The sequence below is a fragment of the Brachybacterium sp. SW0106-09 genome, assembly GCF_001293905.1.
GTDB lineage: Bacteria > Actinomycetota > Actinomycetes > Actinomycetales > Dermabacteraceae > Brachybacterium > Brachybacterium conglomeratum.
The window spans coordinates 100715-121599 of the sequence record NZ_BCAK01000005.1; the positions used below are offsets into that span (position 1 = coordinate 100715).

The following is a 20885-nucleotide window of genomic DNA, read 5'->3' on the forward strand; positions in this document are numbered from 1 at the left end:
GCCCCTGGCCGCGGGACCGGCAGCAGCGCCCGCGGGCGGAAGGATGCTCGTGATGAGCGCAGAAGGACGCAGGGACGAGAAGGGGAGGGGGAGCGGACGTGTGGGAGCTCGATAGCCGCATCCAGCACTACGACTGGGGATCGACCACCGCGATCCCCGAGTTCCTGGGCCGCCCCGCCGACGGCGCCCCCTGGGCCGAGGCCTGGTACGGGGCGCATCCGCTGGCGCCCTCCACCCTCGCCACCGGGCAGGACGCCGGCGCCGGCCTCGACGCCGCGATCGCCGCGGACCCGCGCCGCATGCTCGGCGACGGCGTGGAGCGCGCCTTCGGCGCCCGACTGCCCTATCTGCTGAAGGTCATCGCGCCGGAGAAGCCGCTGTCCCTGCAGGTCCACCCCGACCGCGAGCACGCCCAGGAGTCCTTCGCGGCGGAGACCGCGGCCGGGCTCCCGCTCGAGTCGCCGCTGCGCAACTACTGCGACGACAACCACAAGCCCGAGATGCTCGTCGCGCTGACCCGATTCACCGCGCTGTGCGGATTCCGCACCCCGCGCCGCGCCGCCGCGCTCCTGCAGGGGCTCGGCACCGATCTCACCGACCGCCTCCACACCCTCCTCACCCGCAGCCCCACCGCCCACGGCATGCGCGCCGCGTTCCGCACCCTGGTCTCCTCCGCCATGCGCCCGGACCCCGAGGCGGTGCAGCAGGTCGTCGAGGCATGCCGGGCACGCGCCGACTCCGGCCACTCGCCCTCCCCGCGCATCGACCAGACCGTCGCGCTGCTGGCCGAGCACCACCCGGGCGACCCCGGCGTGGTCGCCGCGCTGCTGCTGAACCCCGTCACCCTCCGCCCCGGCGAGGCGATGTTCGTGCCCGCCGGGACCCTGCACGCCTACCTGCACGGCGTGGGCCTGGAGATCATGGCCACCAGCGACAACGTGCTGCGCGCCGGGCTGACCCCCAAGAAGGTCGACGCCGACGAGATGCTGCAGTGCGTGAGCGTGCAGGCCGCGCCGCCGCTGCGCGTCGCACCGGAGCGGCAGAACGCGACGTCCGTCGCCTACTACGCCCCCGTCGACGACTTCGAGCTGTCGCTCACCACGCTCACGGATCCGCCCGGCACCTTCCGCACCCGCCACCGCGTCCCCGGCGGCGGACCCCGCACCCTCCTCGGCCTCGAGGGGGAGGTGCTGCTCCAGAGCGACCTGGGCCGCCACGTGCTCACCGCCGGCAGGGCCCTGTTCGTGCCCGCCGCCGCCGGTCAGCTCCACGCCGGCGGCTCCGGCCGCTTCGTCCAGGCGAGCGTCCCGTGACCCGCTACCGGCTGCGCCCTCTGGTCAGCGACTGGGACGGGGAGAACCTGTGGGTGGGGGCGCTGCCCCACGGCCCGATCACCCGCATCCAGCGCGTGGGCGCCCTCGTGCTCGAGTTGCTCGCCGAGACGCCGGACCGCGCCGCGAGCCCCGCCGAGCTCGCCGACCGGCTGCGCCAGGAGGTCGAGGACGTGCCCGCCGACGCCGAGCAGATCATCACCGGCTTCCTCGCCGAGCTCGATACGGGCGGGATCCTCGAGACGATCGACGGTGACGCCGCGTGACCGCCGCACCCACCACCGTCTCCGCGACCCGGCTCGAGGTCGCCGGCCACAGCGTGCTGCTCACCTTCGGGCCCGGCCTGGAGACCGTGGCCGAGGAGATCGACACCCTGTGGTCCCACCTGCTTTCCGCCGACGACGACGGTGCGACGCCGCAGATCCGCCTCGACTACGCGCTCGCCGGCGGCGAGCTCCCCGCCGGGACCGTCCCGCTGCAGGCGCGGCCCGAGGCGAGCTACACCATCTCCGGCCACCTCACCCGCGAGGTGATCCGCCGACTGATCGGCACCCGCCTGCTGCTCCACGCCGGCGCCGTCGCCCACCCCGAGCTCGGCACCCTCGTGCTCGTCGGCGCGTCCGGGGCCGGGAAGTCCACCGCCTCCTCCCTGCTCGGACGGGACGGCGCCTATCTCACCGACGAGCTGACGATCATCACCCCCGGCAGCTTCGCGATCACCCCGTATCCCAAGCCCGTCTCCAAGCACGACCCGGAGCTCGGCGCGAAGCGGGATCTCACCTTGCCCGGCCTGGGCCTGCGGGCCGCCGATGAGATGGCCGCCCCGGCACCGGCGATGGTGCTGCTGCTCGAACGGATCCGGGACGAGGACGAGGCGGGGGAGGGTTCCACGGTGACTCGGGTGCCGCTGTCCGAGGCGCTGACCCGGATCGTGCCGCAGACCTCCTCGCTGTGGGAGGTGCCCGGCGGCCTCGCCGCGCTCGCCTCCCTGCTGGACTCCGTGGGCGGCGCTCTGGAGGTGCGCTACCGGGAAGCCGCCGAGCTCGAGGAGCTGCTGCGCCGCCTGCCGCCGCCCGAGCACGTCGAGACGGTCGAGATCGCGCCGCGGCCCAGCGATGCTGCCGGCGGCGAGGACGCGGTGCCGGCGCCCGGCACGATCGCCGCCGCTCCGTTCCGCCAGGCGCTCGCCGTCGAGTCCGGGCTGTTCGTGCTCGGCCAGCACGGCGCGATCCACCTGCCGGGCCTCTCGGGACTGGTCTGGGACCTGCTCGCCGACGCGGGCCCCCTCACCGTCGACCAGCTCGAGCAGCTGGTGGTCGAGGAGATCGGGGAGCACCCCGAGAGCGCGGCCCTCGTCCGTGGCGCGGTCGCGGAGCTCGTGGGCCACGGCTGGGCCCGCCAGGGCTGATCAGGGGGCGAGGATGCCCTGGCGCAGCACCGGCACCAGCTGCTCCAACCGCTCGGTCAGCAATGCGGCCGTCCGTGCCGCCTGCGCCGCATCCTTGCCGTAGGGATCGGGCACGTCGAGGCCGGAGGGAATCGCGCGACGCGTCCACGCGGAGACGAGTTCCTTCAGCGAAGCATCCGGATTCTCCGACGCCATCCGAGCGAGCTCTGGAATATGTCCCATATGTCCGATGTGCCGGGCAACGGCAGGGAATTCATCTAGGAGATAGGCGCGCTGCCGACGCGACATCGTCAGGATCAGATCCGCCCCGAGATCTGCGGCGGATACCTGGCGGGCGCGGAAGCCCTGCGGGTCGACGCCGCGTGCGGAGAGCTCGCCCGCCATCTGCGACTCCATTGCACGGCCCTCCAGGGCGAAGATGCCCCTGCTCGCGGCGTGGATGCCGGGCAGTCGATCGCGCAGCAGATGCTCGGCGAAGGGGGAGCGGCAGACGTTGCCGGTGCACACGAACAGGACCGAGGGCAGCTGCAGCTCCGGGTGGCGCACGGGGACGGGAGAGCTCATGCGCACAGACTAGACGCCACAGGAGACTTGTCGGAAATGTCCAGATGAAAGTGGCGACGCGGGAAACCTACTCGGCGGTAAGGTCACGGAAGGGTGTCGGAGATGAAGATTCGTGACCGCCCTCGTTTCTATTCGCCGAGGGTATGCCAATATCGGGGGCGTGACGGTCCGCCGTCGCACCTGTCCGCCTGAGAGCGCCTCCCTCGGAAGGCGCCAGATGGCGCGCCCGGAGCGAAGCGTCCCCCGTCGTCCACTCGACGCGACCCGGCCACTCGTGAGGTGAGGCGCCGGGCCGCCTGCGCCCGAAAGAGGTTCCCGTGTCCGCCCCGCCGAGGCCGGACACTCCGCCTTCACCCGCCGCACCCTCGTCAAGGGCGCGGCCTGGGCGACCCCCGTCGCCGCGCTCTCGCTCAGCGCGCCGGCGATGGCGCTGTCCGTCTCCTGCTCGGATACGACCCTGCTCGACTCGCAGGCACGTGCGCGGATGCTCAGCGGTCAGATCGGCGGTGCGAACCTCGATGCTCTCGCCGAGGTCGACGGCGTGCACGCGCAGGCGTTCGACCCGCCCGCGCCCGGAGCTGACGGATCCCAGTCGGACCTCAAGGCGAACCCTCTGACCGTCGAGGCCCTGAGCGCGATCCAGCTGAACTTGGGTGGCCTGAGTGGGGCGCTCACCACCGTCCTCGACTTCGTGGCAGGTCAGGATGCCGGGGTGCTCAACGAGTACGCCTACGCCAATGAGCAGTCGCAGTCCGCGCTGTACCCGGAGGCGCCCGAGGTCGGCGGCGCAGGTGCGGTCAGCAATGACGGGACCATCGCCATCTCGGTCGATGATCCGAATCCCCCCGCCCTCGGCACGATCAACCTCTACTCGATCCTCCAGCAGGCGACGGGACCCGGCGTGGCGGAGCTCATCGATCTCATCGCGGGCCTCGATCTGCAGATCGGCGCAGCCGCCGGCACGGCGGAGCTCGACTACGTCTGCAACGAGGCTCGAGGGGTCGCCGAGGAGACCGTCGAGCGTGACTATCTCCTCGCCTACCTCCGCCTCCTCGTTGAGTCGAACGTCGTCGGGGATCTGCTCTCGGCGCTCGAACAGGTGCTGCCGACGCTCACCATCTCCACCGGCGCGGTGTGGGACCTCCTGGAAGGAGTTCCGCTGCTGGGCCCTCTGCTCTCCGCGCTGGGGGAGAGCGCGCTCGAGGTCACAGCGACGGTGGATCTCACCCAGCTCACCGCTCAGCCGATCCCCCAGGCCGGGAACGCGGCCCTCCAGGTGGATCTCGGGGACGGCACGATCACCGTCGACGTCGCCTCGCTGCTCGGCGGTGCGTACACCGGTGCGATCTCGCCGTTCCTCAATGAGCTGGCGCCCAACACCCGTCTTTTCGTCGACGTGCCACTGCCGACCGACGCCGTGGCGACGCTGGTGAACAAGTTGGTGGAGGACCTCCTCGAGCGGCTCAAGGATCTTGTCACGGTGACGGTGCGCGCAGGCAGCGTGAGCGGCCTGGGTGCCACCGGGCTCCTGATCGAAGGCACGCTGCGCGACTTCCTCGAGGGCACCGCGACGGCGGAGTTCTCGCTCGCTGGAGTTGGGATCGATCTCGGGAGCCTGCTGAACCCGCTGCTCGGCGGGATCGGTGAGCTCGTGGAATCGACCCTCCACATGCTGCTCAACGACTCCGGCGTGCTGCAGACCGCGCTGACCGGGGTCAACGGACTGCTGTCCGCGCTCTTCGACGTGCTCAGAGGGGTTCTCGCGCTCACGGTCAATGCCCAGAAGAATGCGACAGGGACGATGCCGTCCTACTACGGAGCGATTACCCCGGAACGTCGATATGACGTCTCGGCGCTCCACCTCGAGGTGCTCGGCATGCTCAACCTGCTCAACCTCGCCGTCGCTCGAGGGTCCGTGGGTCAGAACGAGCCCCGCGCGGGCGCCTGACGTCAGGGCCGTCGGCCGAGATCTCGCCAGGACAGGCGCGCGGGGAACTACCGGGCGCCTGTCCTGTGTGACGACGTCGTCTCTCCTCCTGCGGAGGAGAGCGCCTCGACAGGGCGCGGCATGAGCAGGTCCTGGACTCCGCGGATCAGCCCCTCGAGCGGGCCGCGCACCCACGGGCGAGCAGACGGGATGCGGCGTGCAAGCGGCGCGAGCACTGCCTGCCACATCATCGCGAAGCCCACGCCGAGCGCGATGAGCAGAGCGAGCATCCACCAGTGGTCGTCACGGACCAGCTGATTGTTCACCTGGTAGACGTGGAGCACGAGGATCTGCAGGGCGTACAGCGTCAGCGCCGCCTGGCCCGGTGCGGCGAGCAGCTGCGCGACGCTCGACGGCAGCGCGCGGCCGAGGGGGCTCCTCTCCAGCGCCCACATGGCCAACAGGACTCCGAGCGCCCCGCTCGCCACGCCGATCTGCTCCGAGGGGGTGCCGTCATAGGCGTGCACCTCGTACAGCCCCAGCAGGTTCGGAGCGACCAGTAGGGCCAGCATGACCGCGAACGCGCCGGCGCTCACGAGGGCTCCGCGCCACCACGCCGCCTTCGCACTCTGCAGAGCCCGGATCGCGAGCATCCCGAGGACCGCGCACAGCAGCAGGCCCGTCATCCGGTAGCCGCCGATGCCGCCGATCAGGCCCAGCGCCATCACGAATTCCTCCGCCTCAGTGGCGACCGTCGTCACTCCGTGACCGCCGGTGAGACCGCGATACAGACCCGGCACCCCGACGGCCAGCAAGAGGGCGAGGGCCGCGAAGGCCGCCAGCGCCGTCATGCGCAGCCGCACCAGCGGCAGGCACAGCAGCATCAGCACCCCGAGGTGCACGAGCACGATCAGAACGCTCGCCGCGGACTGCGCGAGCAGCAGCCCGAGTACGATGACCAGCGCCGCCCGGATCACCTCCCGCAAAACGTACCGCCAGCCGTGTTGTCCCGAAGCGGACCAGCTCAGCTGCGCGCCCACTCCGACGAGCAGTGCGAACAGGGGAGCGGTGAGGAACTCGCTGACCAGCAGGATGCGGGCTGGGCCGTCGCCGGGCGCGACGTGCGCGATGACCATCAGGACATAGGCGGCGCTGCGCGCCCAGTCCACGAAGAGCAGGCGAGAACCGCCGGACTGCTCCGCGGGAGCCTCTCCGCTCACTCGGTCGCGTCCGGCTCGCCGCCGACGCCCGCCTCCGCGAGCTGCTCCCGGATCTCCTGCACGAACTCGATCACCGCGCTGCCGCCGTTGACGGGGCCGCCGGCGAGCTGGCCGTCGGCCCCCAGCAGCACCGCGCTCGGCGCGCTCGTGCCGCCGAGGGCGGTGCGGGCGGTGAACTGCAGGTCGTGGAGGGCGTGGCCCTCGACGCGGTCCGTCGTCCGTTCGCGCAGCTGGTCCAGGGGGCGGGAGAACACGAACCGCACCTGCAGCGTCTGCTCCAGCTCGCCGATCCACTCCTCGGCGTGGTCCAGCACTCGCTCGCACGGCCCGCAGCCCTCGGTGACGAACACCAGCAGCGCCGCCCGCTGCGCGGTGAGCTGGGTGAGGGTGATCAGGCGGCCGTCGGCCTGCTGCAGCACCGCCGCCGGGATCGGGCTGCGTTCGTAGTCCAGCAGCTCGTCCTCGTCCGCATCGGCCGCGGTAGTGACGGGAGCGGTCGAGGCGCCGGCATCGGGCTCGGCGACGCTTCCGCCGATCGTGGCGGCCGTCAGCGCGATCGCGATCAGCAGCGCTAGCCCGAGACCGATCAGCCCCATCGGCGCCTGCACCAGGAGAGTGGTCATCGCGCCGCTCGCGGCGGCGACCACGGCCAGAACGCCCAGGACGCTGAGGATCACGTTCCGCACCAGCGTGGTGCGGGAGACGGTGGGGGAGGCGAGGGTGCCGAAGCAGGAGCAGTGCACCTGCTCCTCGAAGGTCAGCGCCCGCGCGATGATCACCAGATAAGTGAACATCAGAGCTGTCACCAGGCCTGCCAGCAGCACCTGCAGGGGCGGCACCGGGATCCACAGCGCGAGCGCCAGGAAGATCTCCATGGCCGGGAGCACCGAGGCGGCCGAGGCGTGGAACGCCGGCAGCGGGAGGCGCAGCGAGCGCATCGCGTCCTGAGTCCCTTCGCGCGCGCCGAGCTTCGCGAGCCCGGAGATCAGCAGGGTGATCGACAGCAGGATCGGTGCCGACAGCAGCACAGCCATTCGGGGGAGCCTCCTCGCGTCGGCCCGGCCTTCGGGACGGCGTCCCCTCCATTGTCCGGCATCGACCACCGACGGAACGGGGACGGACAGGTCGTTCGCCCACGGCGCACCGTGCAGGTCGGCGCAGTCCCGCAGGACGGTTCGCGCCGGAAGCGGGTGCTGCCTCCCGAGCACGTGCCCCGCAGGGAACCAGATCCCGGAGACGCAGGAGTCCGCGAGCGGCAGCTGGTAGCTTCACCGTGACGTGCGGCGCCCGGTCGACCGGACTGCACGGCCTCATCGACCGCGGTTCCGATCGCTTGACCGATATCGGGACGTCCGTATTGGGCCAGGCCTGTCGCGAGGACATCTGGCGCGGTGTCGACGCGGACCGGTTCCGGAACGCTGCGCGCGAGGTGCGAGATCTGCTGAACGACGTGGCGGAGCAGCTCGAGCAGCAGGCGAGGGAGCTAGAGGAACACGTGATGGAGCAGGACGCGGCGTCTGCGCGAGACAATCTCCTAGCTGATCCAGCGACGCCCTCCGAAGGAGGAGGCGGGACCGAGATGCCGTCGGGGGTCGCCATGGATCTCACCGGCGGAGCGCCGGCTCCCACGGCAGGTGGCGCAGAGCCCGATCAGGGGCAGCCACGCGAGAACCGTGGTGATGATGGAGATGCACCGCCAGCGAACCTCCCTGCTGACGAGGAGGCGGCCCGAAGGGAGTGGGACGCCATGCACCCAGACGGGCCGACCTGGGACGAGATGATGGCGCGTACCGAGAGGAAGCGCCGGATCGACCTGACTTCGAGTGGGACGACGACTTCCCCTTCGAGCCCAAGAAGGGAGAGGAGACCCTGGGAGACCGGGCTTCGTGGGCGCGATGGGAGGCCATGCTTCGCGGCGGGCAGGCTGCACGCCCGGGTCTGGACGACGCTTTGGCGTTCTATGCTCATTACCGCAGTGGCGAGGGCACGCCCATGGAGTTCGACGACGAGGAGGCGTACATCGAGGACGGGAGCGTTCGAGCCAACGTCGATGCACAGATCCGTCAGTGCCAGTACGCCGCGCAGGCCATGGCCGCCGAAGGGCGGGACGACTTCTCATTCACTGGGCCTAGTGCCGGAGAGTCCTACTATCCGACGACCGAGAACTGGCAGAAGGCGATCGGCGGCTACCAGCAATGGAGCAGCGGCGACGTCACCGTCGACGATCAGGGGAACGCTCGAATGGTCGTCACTGTGCACGCCGAGGACCGCTACAACTTCAACGCGAACAACCAGGACATCGCCACCTCGGAGCCCGACGATGCGAACGGTCGCTTCTCGGAGCTCGGTTGGGCTCAGGGGTTCGACTCCAGTGGAGAAGTCGTACGAGTCGTCGAATGGAACGTGAACTCTCCGGACCAGGTCACGGTGACGACGCCGTGACCTCCGCGCGACCCCGCACCCGCCGTGCCGCGCTGATCGCCGCGGTCCTCGGCGCCACCGCCTGTCTCACCGATCGCGAGGAGGAGCCCGAGATGACTCGAGCCGCGCAGAAGAACATCGAGAAATCCGCACAGACGGACCCCTCGCCGCTGCTGTCCCGCACGCGCGGAATCCCCGAGGAGGCCACGGTGCTGTGGTTCTCGGGGACGACGGGAAACGGCGCCCCGGGCCCCTCCACCTACTGGATCGACGCTCGGATCGAGGTCGACGGTGCACAGGCCGAGCAGTGGCGGTCGCTGTGCGAGGAGGCGGGCGAGCCTGCCGCCCCCGACGTCGTCCCCGAGCTCGCCGAAGAGCTCGGGAACGAGGAGTTCAGGGAGTGCCCCGCGCTCGCCGCGAAGTTGGGCGACGGCCAGTGGGAGCAGCGCGCCTGGGTCTCGAACAAGGGCCCGGTCATCGTCCTCACCCTGCTCGGCGAAGGGTGAAGTCGGGGGTCGGGCGATGCTGCGTCCGGCCCGAGGGGAATGGTGCTCAGCACGAAACCGTCATCGGACGGCCGGCCCTACCATGGAGCCATGTCGACTGACGCTCAGCAGGCCCCCACCTCTCTCGACGCCGTCCGACGAGGCGAGATCCTCGCCGACGTCGCCGCGCTGCGGGACTCCTTCGACGCCGGCACCACCCGGCCGCTCGCAGCGCGGATCGCCCAGCTCGACGCCCTCGCCCACGGCCTCCGCGCCGAACGCCCCCGGCTGCTGAAGGCCCTCGAGCTGGACCTCGGCAAGTCCCGCACCGAATCGCTGATCACCGAGGTCGGCGTCGTCACCCAGGAGATCGCGCACCTGCGGAAGAACCTCCGCGCCTGGCTGCGACCGGAGCGCTTCGGCCCAGGGCTGCTGCTCGCGCCCTCCAGCGGGCAGATCCGCCGCGAGCCTCTCGGAACCACGCTGATCATCTCCCCGTGGAACTACCCCGTGAACCTCGCGCTCGCCCCGCTGATCGGCGCGATCGCCGGCGGGAACACCGCGATCCTCAAGCCCAGCGAGGTCGCCCCCGCCACCTCCGCCGCGCTCGCCCGCCTCGTGCGCACCCACCTCGACCCTGCATGGGTGAGGGTCGTCGAGGGCGCGGTCGAGGAGACCACGCTCCTGCTCGAGCAGCGCTTCGACCTGATCTTCTACACGGGCAACGCGACCGTCGGCCGGATCGTCGCCCGCGCCGCCGCCGAGCACCTCACCCCCACCGTGCTCGAGCTCGGCGGGAAGTCGCCGGTGTTCGTCGATCGGGGCACCGACCTTGCGGCCACTGCTCGTCGCATCGTGTGGGGGAAGTTCACCAATGCCGGGCAGACCTGCGTCGCCCCCGACTACCTCATGGCCGAGCGCTCCACCCTCGACACCCTCGTGCCCCATCTGAAGGACGCCGTCACCTCGATGTACGGGCGCACTCCCCAGCGCAGCCGCGACTACGGCCGGATGGTGAACCAGAAGCACTTCGACCGCGTGCTCGCCCTGATCGACGACGACAAGGCCGTCATCGGCGGCACCTCCGCAGCCGATCGGGCCAAACGCTACCTCCCGCCGACGATCCTCGACGGCGTGGACTGGGACGATCCGGTGATGGGGGAGGAGATCTTCGGCCCCGTCCTCCCGCTGCTCGCCGTGGACGGGCCCGACGAGGCGATCGCCCGCATCAACGTGGGCGAGAAGCCGCTGACCGCCTACGTGTTCAGCCCTCACACCGACGTCGAGAAGCGATTCATCGCCGAGACCTCCTCGGGATCCCTCGCCCTCGGCCACACCCTCGCCCACCTCGGCTCCCAGACCATGCCCTTCGGCGGCGTGGGGGAGTCCGGCATGGGCAAGTACCACGGCCGCGCGAGCCTCGAGGCGTTCACCCACGCCAAGCCCGTCGTGAAGAAGCCGCTGCGGCCCGACACGCTGAGGCTCGTCACCCCGCCGTATCGCGGGGCGAAGCGGGCGCTGCTGGGGCGACTGTTCCGCTGAGCGCGGCGCGGTGGAGACGCGATCCCCCGTGCGCCCGACCCCCGTCGGCCGTGCGGACGACCCCACTGCGACGAACGTCGCCGTTCCCTCCTCCCTGCGTCCATGATCGGGTCTGACCAGCACGATCGGTGATGCGCAGCGAGGCTCGCGGGTCTACCGTCGGACCATGGCCCGCACGGGTCGACCGACCCTTCCCCGTGAGCAGAACCGCTCGAGGAGTACCCCATGACCTATCCGCCCACCGCCGTGCAGGTGTCACCGACGCCTTCGGCCCCGAAGAAGCCGTCCCTGTTCAACGGCGCCACCACCCACGGCGTCCGCGGCCAGCGCCGGATCCGCCACCCCTGGGAGCTGCCGCTGCTGTGGGTGGGCGTGGCCGCGACGGTGCTCGGCTACCTCTCCTGGGGCGGCGCGATCGGCGGCACGATCTGGCTGTATGCCGAGCAGGGCGAGGATGCGGTCTCCACGGCGTGGGAGTACGCCTCGATGCTCCCGCTGGTGATCCAGCTGGTGTTCCTGCTGCCGCTGCTGCCGCTGATCATCTGGTGGGTCCGCGCGATCATGTACGCCCAGATGCGGGCCACCTCCGTGCGGATGAGCCCCACCCAGTTCCCCGAGGGCTACCGGATGGTGGCCGAGGCCGCCGCCCAGTTCGGGATGCGCAACGTCCCGGACGCCTACGTGACCATGGGCAACGGCGTGATCAACGCCTTCGCCTCCGGCCACGGGTTCCGCCGCTTCGTGGTGGTGCACTCGGACCTGTTCGAGGTCGGCGGCCAGGGCCGTGACCGCGACGCGCTGAAGTTCGTGATCGGCCACGAGGTGGGCCACCTCGCCGCCGGCCACGTCTCCTACTTCCGTCTGCTGTTCACGAACCTGCTCTCCCTGGTCCCGCTCCTGGGCCCGGCCCTGTCCCGCTCCCAGGAGTACACCGCCGACAACTTCGGCTACGGCTTCGCGCCCAGGGGCTCCGCCGGCGTGATGGGGCTCCTCTCCGGCGGGAAGTACCTGGGCACCGAGGTCAGCGTCCACGAGCTCGCCGACCGCGCCGCGACCGACCCGAGCTTCTTCGTGCACTGGGTCAACTGGGGCTCCTCCCACCCGATCACCACCTGGCGCGCCCACGCCCTGCGCGACCGCTCCAAGCCCGGCGCGCTGTGGATCCGCCCCAAGGGCCACCTCTTCGACTCGCCGCTGCCGGCCGGGCACCGCTGGTCCTCCCTGTACCCGAGCCCCGGCGAGGCGATCGCACTGCTCGACGCCGCCGACGGTGTCCGTCCCGCGGGATACGGCGACCAGTTCGGCCGCTTCACCGGCGTTCCCACCCCGGACCGCCCCGGGGTGCGCACCCTGCAGACCTCCGCGCCGCTGCTCAGCGACCGCACCGGCTACGTCATCCCGGCCGGCCCCTACAACGACGACGCCCGGCGCATCCCGGCCGAGGACGTCGCCGCGAGCCCGTTCGCCGCTCCCGAGCAGCAGTCCGCGACGGGCACCGGCTTCGGGGCGGCAGGCGCCGACGAGACCCCGGAGCCCCGCACGGACGAGTCCACCTCCGGGCCGGGCGACGAGGATCCCTCCCGATCCTGACCCGCACGTCCCGCAGCGGCCGGTCCCTCCTCGGGCCGGCCGCTGCGGTGTCCCTCCGGTCACCCCGCCCTCCACAGAAGTGCACTCACTGCATAAGGTGGCCGGGTGATCCCCCACTACAGCGCGCCGACACCTGCGGTGCGTCGCAAGCCCCTGCTCGCCGTCCTCCTCGCACCCCTGTTCATGGCCCTGATCGCCGTGAGCGTCATCAACGTCGCCCTCACCGCGATCGGCGAGGGCCTCGAGGCGGACACCGGCTCGCTGCAGTGGGTCATCTCCGGCTACGCCCTCTCCTTCGCGATCCTGCTGGTCCCCGCCGGGCGCGCAGGGGACGCGACCGGGCGTCGGCGCATGTTCGTGATCGGCGTCGGGATCTTCACCCTCGGCTCGCTGATGTCGGGCCTGGCCCCGAACGTCGAGCTGCTCAACGTCTCCCGCATCCTGCAGGGCATCGGCTCGGGCCTGCTGAACCCGCAGACCGTCGCCCTGATCCAGCAGCACTTCCGCGGCCAGGACCGGGCGCGAGCCTTCGCGCTGCTGGCCACCACCGTCGCTGTCGCCACCGCGATCGGGCCCGTGATCGGCGGCCTGCTGATCCAGCTCCTCGGCCCGAACTGGGGCTGGCGCTGGATGTTCCTCATGAACGTCCCCATCGGCATCGGCGCGATCATCGGCACCTTCCGCTACATCCCCGACGACCGCGCGCGCGGAAAGGGCCGCCCCGACCTCGACCCCGTCGGCACGATCCTGCTGTGCCTGGCGATCCTCGGGATCATGCTGCCCTTCCTCGAGCGCGGCGTGAACGCGCTGGTGTGGCTGTCCTTCCCTGCCGGCCTGCTGGTGCTGGGGCTGTGGTGGACCTGGGAGCGGCGCTACAAGAGCCGCGGCAGCTCGCCCATGGTCGACACCGCGATCTTCGTCAACAAGGCATTCCGCAACGGCATCCTCATCGTCTCGGTGTACTTCCTCGGCGCGACCAGCGTGTGGATCATCGTGCCGCTGTTCCTGCAGATGCACCTCCACCACACCGCCTTCGAGGCGTCCCTGCTGGGGCTGCCCTCCTCGATCGCCGCCGCGATCAGCTCCCAGATCGCCGGCCGCTACGTGCTCACCCTGGGTCGGCGCATGGTGATCGCCGGATTCGGCGTCGCGTTCCTGGGCCTGTTGGGAACCACGCTGCTGGCCGGCTTCGTGGAGTCCGGCGCGGTCGCGTTCTGGTGGCTGGCCGCGCCGCTGATGCTGATGGGCCTGAGCCAGGGCATGACCATCTCCCCGAACCAGACCCTCACCCTGAACTCGGTGGATCCCCGCTTCGGCGGCGTCGCCGGCGGCATCCTCCAGCTCGGCCAGCGCCTCGGTGCCGCGATCGGCACCGCGATGATCCCCGGCATCATCTTCTCCCTCACCGACGGCGGCACCGCCTGGCTCGAAGCGTTCACGATCGCGCTGGTGATCATCATGGCGCTGACCCTCGCCGCGATGGGCGTCAGCTTTGCCGACCGCGCCCGCGAGAAGGAGGCGCCCGGGGCGCTGTGAGCCCCTGGTCGTCGCCGTCGGGCGGGCGTAGCCTGGGCCGCACCGCCGACGGCCGACGGATCCAGCCGGGTCCGGGGCGCGCCGGGGACCGGAGTCACGGTGCACCGCTCGCAGCAGGCACGAGCAGGGCGCGCTCTCACGACCGGATGGGGAGGGGACGTTCAGGACCCCGATGCGCCAGGACCCGCCTTCCAGCTGACAGCGACCGGCGGGGCCTCCGCGACGAGCGCGGCGCCCGACGGGACGGGATCCGAGGACCGCTCGCCCGGACGATGGGACCCGCACCGCCCCGGCCGGGGCGTCGCCGCCGAGATCGCGCTGCTGCTGGTGCTGGTCCTCGCGCTGCCGCCGCTGCTCCTCGGCGGCACCCCCGCCGAGGCCGTCGCCCGACGCTTCCTCCAGGCCCTCGTCGACGGGGACATGGCCACCGTCCAGGAGCACCTCACCCCGCGCGGCGACGCCCTCGACCTTGCCCTCGTGCCCGCCGTGGTCGAGGCGACGGACGCCCGCATCGAGGGCTTCACCCTGCTGTCCACCCGCTTCGAGGACGGCCGCGCCGAGGTCCGCACCCGCCTGCGCGTGGGCGCGCGCTCCCTGACCACCACCCTCCGCCTCGAACGACGCCAGGACGGAGCCTGGCCGCGACCCGCCGGGACGCTCGTGCCGCTCACCCTGCCCACCGTGATGGTCGCGATACCCGTCGGCACCGCCGAGCTCAGCGTGAACGGGCAGAGGATCACTGTCCCGGCGGCCAGCCGGCCCCGCGGCGCCGAAGGGCTCGGCATCATCACCCTGCGCATGCTGCCCGGGCTCTACGAGATCGAGGCCCCGCCCCGCGACGGGAGCCTGGACCCGGTGCCCGCGCGGATCAACGTGCCGCCGCTGCTGAGCCCCTGGACCTCCGTGCCGCTCCAGGCCGGCTACGCCCTCACCGACACCGGGGAGGAGCAGCTCGCCGGCGAACTGCACGACTCCCTCCGCGAGTGTCTGCGCAGCACCTCCCCGGCGCCGCTCGGATGCCCGCTCGAGGCGCCCGACGCGCACGGCCACTCCGGGAGCTGGCGGCTGATCACGGAGCCGGAGATCAGCGTCTCCCCAGGCTGGATGGGCGTCTTCACCCTCTACGCCCGCGGCGGTGTCGCCGAGTTCACCGTCCCCGCCGCCCACGGGCAGGCGCTGCGCACCCACCGCGTCCTCCTCGATGCCCGGGCCATGGGCGCCCTGGACCGCGAGGGCGAGCTCGTGACCTCGTGGAGCCCGTGAGAGGGCAGCGCCGCGCCTCACGACAGACGGCACCGGGATACCCTCTCCCGAGGCATCGACGCGAACAGGGGGCGCAGTGGGGCGCAGCAGCCGGCGGGGGAGCGGACGGGATCAGCGGGCGACCGGGCGCGTCATCGCCGGGGGATGGGACGGGGCCGAAGAGCGGCCCCTGTCGGGCCCAAGCCCGTCGGCCGAACTCCCGGCGGCCGGAGTGCCGCCGACTCCCGCCGCCGCGGGGCCCTCTCCCGCGCCGCTCCGCTGTCGCCGCTGGTGGCTGCTCGGCGGGATCGCCGCGCTGCTCGCCCTCGTGCTGGTGCTTCCGCAGGTGCTGGTGGGGGAGCGCTCGCCGGAGACCGAGGCGCGCAGCTTCCTCCAGGCGATCCTCGATGCCGACACCGACACCGTGCGCGAACACATGGTCGAGCCCGAGGAAGGGGTGCTCGACGTCGCCCTCACCGACCAGGTGACGCTGGCCGCCGAGGAGCGCGTGGACCGCTTCACGATCGAGGACACGACGATCGACGGCGACACCGCCCAGGTCACGGCCACGCTCAGCCTCGGCCGACGCACCCAGGAGACCACCCTCCACCTCACCCGGCACCGCGAGGGGGCGCTGCGCCGCCCGGTGTGGGAGCTGGAGCCCGTGGAGCTGCCGGTGATGCGGGTCGCCGTGCCCGTCAGCGCCCCCGCGGTGCTGATCAACGGGGTCGAGGTCCCGCTGCCGGAGGACGTCATGGCGACCCAGGCCTTCGGACTCGTCGAGGTGCACCTGGTGGTGCTTCCCGGCGTGTATCAGGTCAGCGCCCCCGAGGGCGGGGAGGCGGTCACCCCGACCACGGTCCGCTCGACCATCCCGCCCGTGCTCGGTCCCTGGCTGAACTCGCTCATCGAGATCGGCTATGAGCTCACCGAGACCGGCGAGGAGCAGCTCGGCACCTACCTGATCGACACGGCGCTCGCCGAGTGCGCGCGCAGCACCCAGCCGCGCCCCGAGAACTGCCCCTTCGGCGCTTCGGAGGAGGTCACCGGCGAGGGCGCCTGGAAGATCCTCACCCCGCCGCAGATTCACGTCGCGGGCGGGGCGGCGGGCTACTACGACGCCTACGGCTACGGCGGTCTGGCCGAGTTCACAGTGACCGCCGAGGACGGGAGCACCACCGTGCAACGCGTCCCGATCGAGGAAGCAGCGATCGGGATGATGGACCGGGAAGGCCGCTTCTACGGCACCTGGTTCGGGAACCAGGAGACCACCTACTACTGAGGTGCCCGGCCGCCACCGCTCAGGTCGGGGCGACCGTCTCCTCAGGTCGGGGTGACCGTCTCCTCGGGTTCGGCCGGTCCGGCCTCGACGGGACGGTCCCCGGCATCGGCCGGATTGCGGCGGATGAACAGTGCGATCGCCACGGTGACCAGCCCCAGCACCGCCGAGATCGTGAACGCCGCCGAGGTGCCCGCGGAGATCCCCGCGAGCTCCGTGGCACCGCCCGCGGTGGTGCCCGCCGCGACCCGCGCCATCGCCGAGACCATCAGCGCGGCACCGGCCGCGCCCGCGACCTGCTGCACCGTGCCCACGATGGCCGAGCCGTGCGGGTACAGCCGCCGCGGCAGCGAGCCCATCGCCGTGGTCATCAGCGGCGTGAACACGAACGCCAGGCCCAGCGACATCACCACGTGGCCCACCACGATCAGCCACGCCTGCTCCGGCACGCGGGACATGATCCCGATGCCCACCACCACGGCGGCGAGGCCCGGCACCAGCAGCGGCCGCGGGCCGACCCGGTCGAACAGCCGCCCGACGAACGGGGCGAGCAGACCCATCGCCAGACCGCCCGGCAGCATCATCAGCCCCACCGACAGCGTGGACAGCTCCAGCACCCGCTGCAGGAAGATCGGCAGCAGCACCACCACTCCGAACATCGAGCCCATCATCACCACCATCAGCCCGACGGCGACGGCGAAGTTGCGGCTGGCGAAGGTGCGCAGGTCCAGCAGCGCCCGCTCGTGGCGCTGCAGCCGCAGCTGGCGCAGCACGAACAGCGCCAGCGCAGCCACGCCCACCGCGAGCGCCACCAGCGCCGCCACGGGCGGGCCCGACGGCGCCTCCGCCGCGCCGCCGTGACCGCCGCCGCTGATCCCGGTCAGCCCGTACACCAGCGGCCCGAAGCCCACCGCGGACAACAGCACCGAGAGCGCATCGGCCGGCTTCGGATCCGCCTCCGAGACGTTCTCGATGCGGCGCAGCCCGATCACCAGCGCCGCCACCGCGATCGGCAGCACCAGCACGAACAGGAACCGCCACGGCGCGAACGAGAGGATCAGGCCCGACAGCGTGGGGCCGAGCGCCGGCGCGACCGAGATGACGATCGAGATGTTGCCCATCACCTGGCCGTGCCGCGAGGGCGGCACCAGGTTCATCACCGTGGTCATCAGCAGCGGCATCATGATCGCCGTGCCCGAGGCCTGCACGATCCGACCCAGCAGCAGCGGCAGGAACGCCGGGGAGACGGCGCAGACCAGGGTGCCGGCCGTGAAGGTCGTCATCGCGATCGCGAACACCTGCCGGGTGGAGAATCGCCCCATGAGGAAGCCCGTGATCGGGATGACCACGGCCATGGTGAGCATGAACCCCGTCGTCAGCCACTGCGCGGTGGTCTCGGCCAGATCGAGGTCGTCCATGATCGGCGGCAGCGCGACCGACAGGATCGTCTCGTTCAGGATCACCACGAAAGCGCTGATCAGAAGCAGGACGATGACGCTGCGATCGCGCGGGGAGAGCGCGGCGGAGGAGGGCGCGGCAGGGGCGGGGGAGCGGGTCACCGAGGGAGTGTAGGCACGGGGCGTGCGGGCGGGACAGAGAATTCCTGGTGCGTCACAGCGGCCTGCGACGCCCGCCGCCCGCTCGGCGTTCGATGGACTCCGGGTCGAGAACGACAGAGCTGTATTTCCTCGATAAACACATTGGTGTCATTCCCGATCGGTAACGGGTCGCCCCATGGAACGGCAAAGAAATGCACTGCGGAGGGGAATCTTCGCGGGATCGCGCTGTCCGATCCGGGGCGCTGTCGGCACCGTGGAGAGGTGCCCGGCGCGGGCGCGCAGGTCAGCGGGCTCCCCGTCGGCCGCAGTGCCCGCCGCGCGGCCATCCCGTCCGACCGCCTTCCCCATCCCCGCGAGGAGTCCCCGATGACCGCGACCCGCCCCCACACCCACCGCGCCCCCGGCCGTGCCGTCGCCTTCCGCGGCGTGCGCGTCGCCCCGAAGGTCGCCGCCGCCACCGGCGGCGCCGTGGTCGTCGCCGGGCTCGGCCTGACCGGCGCCGGCACCGCCACGGCCCATGGCACCGTCTGGGACGAGGTCGCCCAGTGCGAGTCCGGCGGCAACTGGTCCATCAATACCGGCAACGGCTACTACGGCGGCCTACAGTTCTCCAGCTCCACCTGGAAGGCCTTCGGCGGCGGCGAGTACGCCTCGACCGCGAACCAGGCCACCAAGGCCGAGCAGATCGCCGTCGCCCAGCGCACCCTCCAGGCGCAGGGCCCCGGCGCCTGGCCCACCTGCGGGAAGAAGGCCGGCCTCACCCGTGCCAACGGCGGCGCCGACGTGAACGCGCAGCCCGGCGGGTCCTCCTCCCGCGACTCCTCCGCGTCCCGCGACGCGGACCGCACCAGCCCCGCCTCGGGGCAGCTCGTGGTCGACGGCAAGTTCGGCCCCAAGACCACCAGCGCACTGCAGGCCTGGGTCGGCGTGCCGCAGGACGGCTCGCTGTCCACCTCCGACATCAAGGCGCTGCAGAAGAAGGTCGGCGCGGTCCCCGACGGCAAGATCGGCTCCGAGACCACCGGCAAGCTCCGTGCCGCGATGGGCCTGAGCTACAACGGCGTGTGGGACTTCCGCACCAGTTACGGCACCGTCAAGGCGCTCCAGCAGCACCTCAACGGCTGATCCCGCTCCCGACGCGCGGCCGCCTCGCCCCCGATGCCCCGGGGGAGGGGCGGCCGCGTGCGGTGCGTCCGAGCGCGGAGGGCGCCCGCCGCCCGCCCGTCATTGAGAACCCCGGCGATGCCGCGCTATGGTGTGTCCGAAATGGGCGAAATGCCCGGAGGGTAGTGACAGCGGGGGCGCGCGCGAGATGGCACCCCGGGATGGGGGCCTCGGTCGTGACTTCCGCCAACGACAACAGGAGCGACGAGGGGATGGCCGTGCGGCCGCGCCCCGGCGTCGCCGCCCGCATGGCCGCCCGCTGCGAGGCGGGGGCGCGATGAGCGGCGAGGGTAGGGTCCTCGACCCGGCCGATCGGGACGACCTCGCGACCTGGCACCGGCTGTGGGAGGAGAGCACGCACCAGCTCCCCTTCGCGCACCCCGGCGTCGCCGGCCCCCTGGGGGAGGGTGCGGGCCGTCTGCTGGCGGTGACGATGCAGTGGCAGGACTCCTCGGTCCTCTACCCGCTGATCCTGCGCGATGCACCGGGCGGCCTCCGCGACGTCGTCTCCCCCTATGGCTACGGCGGCCCGCTCGTCAGCGGCGACGCGCCGGCGGACGAGCTCGCCGGGCAGTTCTGGGCCTACTTCGAGGACTGGGCGCGCGAACAGCGGGTGGTCAGCGAGTTCGCGCGCCTGTCGCTCTTCGACGACGTCCTGCCGCACCCCGGGCGCCTCCGGGAGCGGAACCCGAACCTCGTGCGCGAGATCGAGCCCGACCGCGAGGCGCTGTGGGCCGCGAGCTCCTCGAAGGTCCGCCAGAACGCCCGTCGGGCGCTCCGGGCCGACCTCACGGTGCGCTTCGTGGAGGACGCCTCGATGATCGAGGACTTCCACTCCGTCTACACCGGGACGATGGAGCGCCTGGACAGCGCCTCCTGGTACCGCTTCGACGTGCCCTTCTTCTCCGCGCTCCACGACGGCGTGCCGGACCGGCTGCTCTATGTCGCCGCCGAGCGCGACGGACGCCCGATCTCCATCGACCTCATGCTGCTGGGCAGGGACACCGCCTACTACTTCCTCGGCGGCACCGAGATGGAGGCCTCCCGGGACCGACCCAACGACCTGGTCAAGATGAGCGTCATGGAATGGCTCTCCGACCACGGCTACCGTTGGTACGTCCTCGGCGGAGGGCTGACCTCCGGCGACGGGCTCGAGAGGTACAAGCGCGGCTTCGCCCCGAAGGGTGAGCGGATGTTCCGCACCGCGGAGCGGGTCCTGGACGCCGGCCTGTACGGCCGGCTCGTCGCCGAGCGCCGCGCCGAGGCGGCCGACGCCCGGCGCGCCTTCGACGAGGAGTCCGCCTTCTTCCCCCTCTATCGGGCGCCGCTGGGGGAGCCGCTCGACCTCCTCGAGGCCGCCGGCGCGACCTCCTGATCCCTCACCGACCGGGATCGCTGCAGCGTCCCGGTCGGCGAGCCGTCCCCGAAGGCCTCGGGCGCGGCGTCGCGCCCGGGGCCTTCGTTATGCCCGGCTCGGCAGGCGCGACCGAACTCCGTCGCGGAGGCGACTTCACAACCCCTCAAAAGTGACGTATGGTGCGAATCGTCTTAAGGCGGGCAAAACGGACAGTCGCGACTCAGTCGCGAGGCCACGGTCCGCAACGCCGATCGAGGGGG

17 protein-coding genes are annotated in these 20885 nt (G+C 71.7%); 13 read left to right on the top strand and 4 right to left on the bottom strand.

Translation table 11 applies throughout. The features are described 5' to 3' along the window. Positions 1-98: 98 nt before the first annotated feature. From manA to Y09_RS03940, 3 genes are read left to right on the top strand one after another with little or no spacing between them, the layout of a single operon-like run. Positions 99-1313: a mannose-6-phosphate isomerase, class I gene (manA, locus tag Y09_RS03930; RefSeq protein WP_053916335.1), complete on the top strand. Its 1215-nt coding sequence runs from the start codon at positions 99-101 to the stop codon at positions 1311-1313. Next, positions 1310-1597: a PqqD family peptide modification chaperone gene (locus Y09_RS03935; protein WP_053916336.1), complete on the top strand. Its 288-nt coding sequence runs from the start codon at positions 1310-1312 to the stop codon at positions 1595-1597. Before manA ends, Y09_RS03935 begins: the two co-directional genes overlap by 4 nt. Next, complete coding sequence (locus Y09_RS03940; RefSeq protein WP_053916337.1) at positions 1594-2739, top strand: hypothetical protein; 1146 nt, start codon at positions 1594-1596, stop codon at positions 2737-2739. Before Y09_RS03935 ends, Y09_RS03940 begins: the two co-directional genes overlap by 4 nt. Here the strand turns inward: Y09_RS03940 and Y09_RS03945 are convergent, their stop codons facing one another. Beyond that, positions 2740-3303: a low molecular weight phosphatase family protein gene (locus Y09_RS03945; protein ID WP_148639511.1), complete on the bottom strand. Its 564-nt coding sequence runs from the start codon at positions 3301-3303 to the stop codon at positions 2740-2742. A gap of 424 nt (positions 3304-3727) precedes the next feature. On the opposite strand from Y09_RS03945, the gene Y09_RS03950 reads away from it, so the two are divergent. Continuing rightward, positions 3728-5251: a choice-of-anchor G family protein gene (locus tag Y09_RS03950; RefSeq protein WP_053916339.1), complete on the top strand. Its 1524-nt coding sequence runs from the start codon at positions 3728-3730 to the stop codon at positions 5249-5251. A gap of 47 nt (positions 5252-5298) precedes the next feature. Here the strand turns inward: Y09_RS03950 and Y09_RS03955 are convergent, their stop codons facing one another. Together Y09_RS03955 and Y09_RS03960 are read right to left on the bottom strand one after the other, a co-directional pair. Next, a complete protein-coding gene (locus tag Y09_RS03955) occupies positions 5299-6450 on the bottom strand; it encodes a hypothetical protein (protein WP_053916340.1) in 1152 nt (383 codons plus the stop codon). Continuing rightward, complete coding sequence (locus Y09_RS03960; RefSeq protein WP_053916341.1) at positions 6447-7484, bottom strand: MauE/DoxX family redox-associated membrane protein; 1038 nt, start codon at positions 7482-7484, stop codon at positions 6447-6449. Before Y09_RS03960 ends, Y09_RS03955 begins: the two co-directional genes overlap by 4 nt. Before the next feature lie 958 nt (positions 7485-8442). Here Y09_RS03960 and Y09_RS17085 point away from each other — a divergent pair. The 7 genes from Y09_RS17085 (at position 8443) to Y09_RS03995 (ending at position 16548) form a co-directional block, all read left to right on the top strand. Next, the gene (locus tag Y09_RS17085; RefSeq protein ID WP_148639512.1) at positions 8443-8892 is read left to right on the top strand and encodes a hypothetical protein; all 450 of its coding nucleotides are present in this window, start codon (positions 8443-8445) and stop codon (positions 8890-8892) included. Then, positions 8889-9377 (top strand): hypothetical protein, encoded by a 489-nt coding sequence (locus Y09_RS03970; RefSeq protein WP_053916343.1) that lies wholly within the window; start codon positions 8889-8891, stop codon positions 9375-9377. Before Y09_RS17085 ends, Y09_RS03970 begins: the two co-directional genes overlap by 4 nt. A 90-nt stretch (positions 9378-9467) precedes the next feature. Continuing rightward, positions 9468-10898, top strand: coding sequence for an aldehyde dehydrogenase family protein (locus tag Y09_RS03975; protein WP_053916344.1), 1431 nt, complete (start codon positions 9468-9470; stop codon positions 10896-10898). A 225-nt stretch (positions 10899-11123) separates the two neighbouring features. Then, a complete protein-coding gene (locus Y09_RS03980; protein ID WP_053916345.1) occupies positions 11124-12488 on the top strand; it encodes a M48 family metallopeptidase in 1365 nt (454 codons plus the stop codon). A 105-nt stretch (positions 12489-12593) separates the two neighbouring features. Further along, the gene (locus Y09_RS03985) at positions 12594-14024 is read left to right on the top strand and encodes an MFS transporter (protein ID WP_053916346.1); all 1431 of its coding nucleotides are present in this window, start codon (positions 12594-12596) and stop codon (positions 14022-14024) included. Between the two features lie 99 nt (positions 14025-14123). Then, positions 14124-15287: a hypothetical protein gene (locus Y09_RS03990; RefSeq protein ID WP_053916347.1), complete on the top strand. Its 1164-nt coding sequence runs from the start codon at positions 14124-14126 to the stop codon at positions 15285-15287. A 211-nt stretch (positions 15288-15498) separates the two neighbouring features. Then, on the top strand, positions 15499-16548 hold the full coding sequence (locus Y09_RS03995; RefSeq protein ID WP_053916348.1) for a hypothetical protein: 1050 nt from the start codon (positions 15499-15501) through the stop codon (positions 16546-16548). A 41-nt stretch (positions 16549-16589) separates the two neighbouring features. On the opposite strand, the gene Y09_RS04000 is transcribed toward Y09_RS03995, so the two are convergent. Next, positions 16590-18104 carry an MDR family MFS transporter gene (locus Y09_RS04000; RefSeq protein WP_053916349.1) on the bottom strand — a complete coding sequence of 505 codons (1515 nt, stop codon included), beginning with the start codon at positions 18102-18104 and terminating at the stop codon, positions 16590-16592. Positions 18105-18470: 366 nt separating this feature from the next. On the opposite strand from Y09_RS04000, the gene Y09_RS18155 reads away from it, so the two are divergent. Both Y09_RS18155 and Y09_RS04010 read left to right on the top strand, forming a co-directional pair. After that, complete coding sequence (locus Y09_RS18155) at positions 18471-19229, top strand: transglycosylase family protein (RefSeq protein WP_053916388.1); 759 nt, start codon at positions 18471-18473, stop codon at positions 19227-19229. A 316-nt stretch (positions 19230-19545) separates the two neighbouring features. Continuing rightward, positions 19546-20643 carry a GNAT family N-acetyltransferase gene (locus Y09_RS04010; protein WP_053916350.1) on the top strand — a complete coding sequence of 366 codons (1098 nt, stop codon included), beginning with the start codon at positions 19546-19548 and terminating at the stop codon, positions 20641-20643. Positions 20644-20885 lie beyond the last annotated feature (242 nt).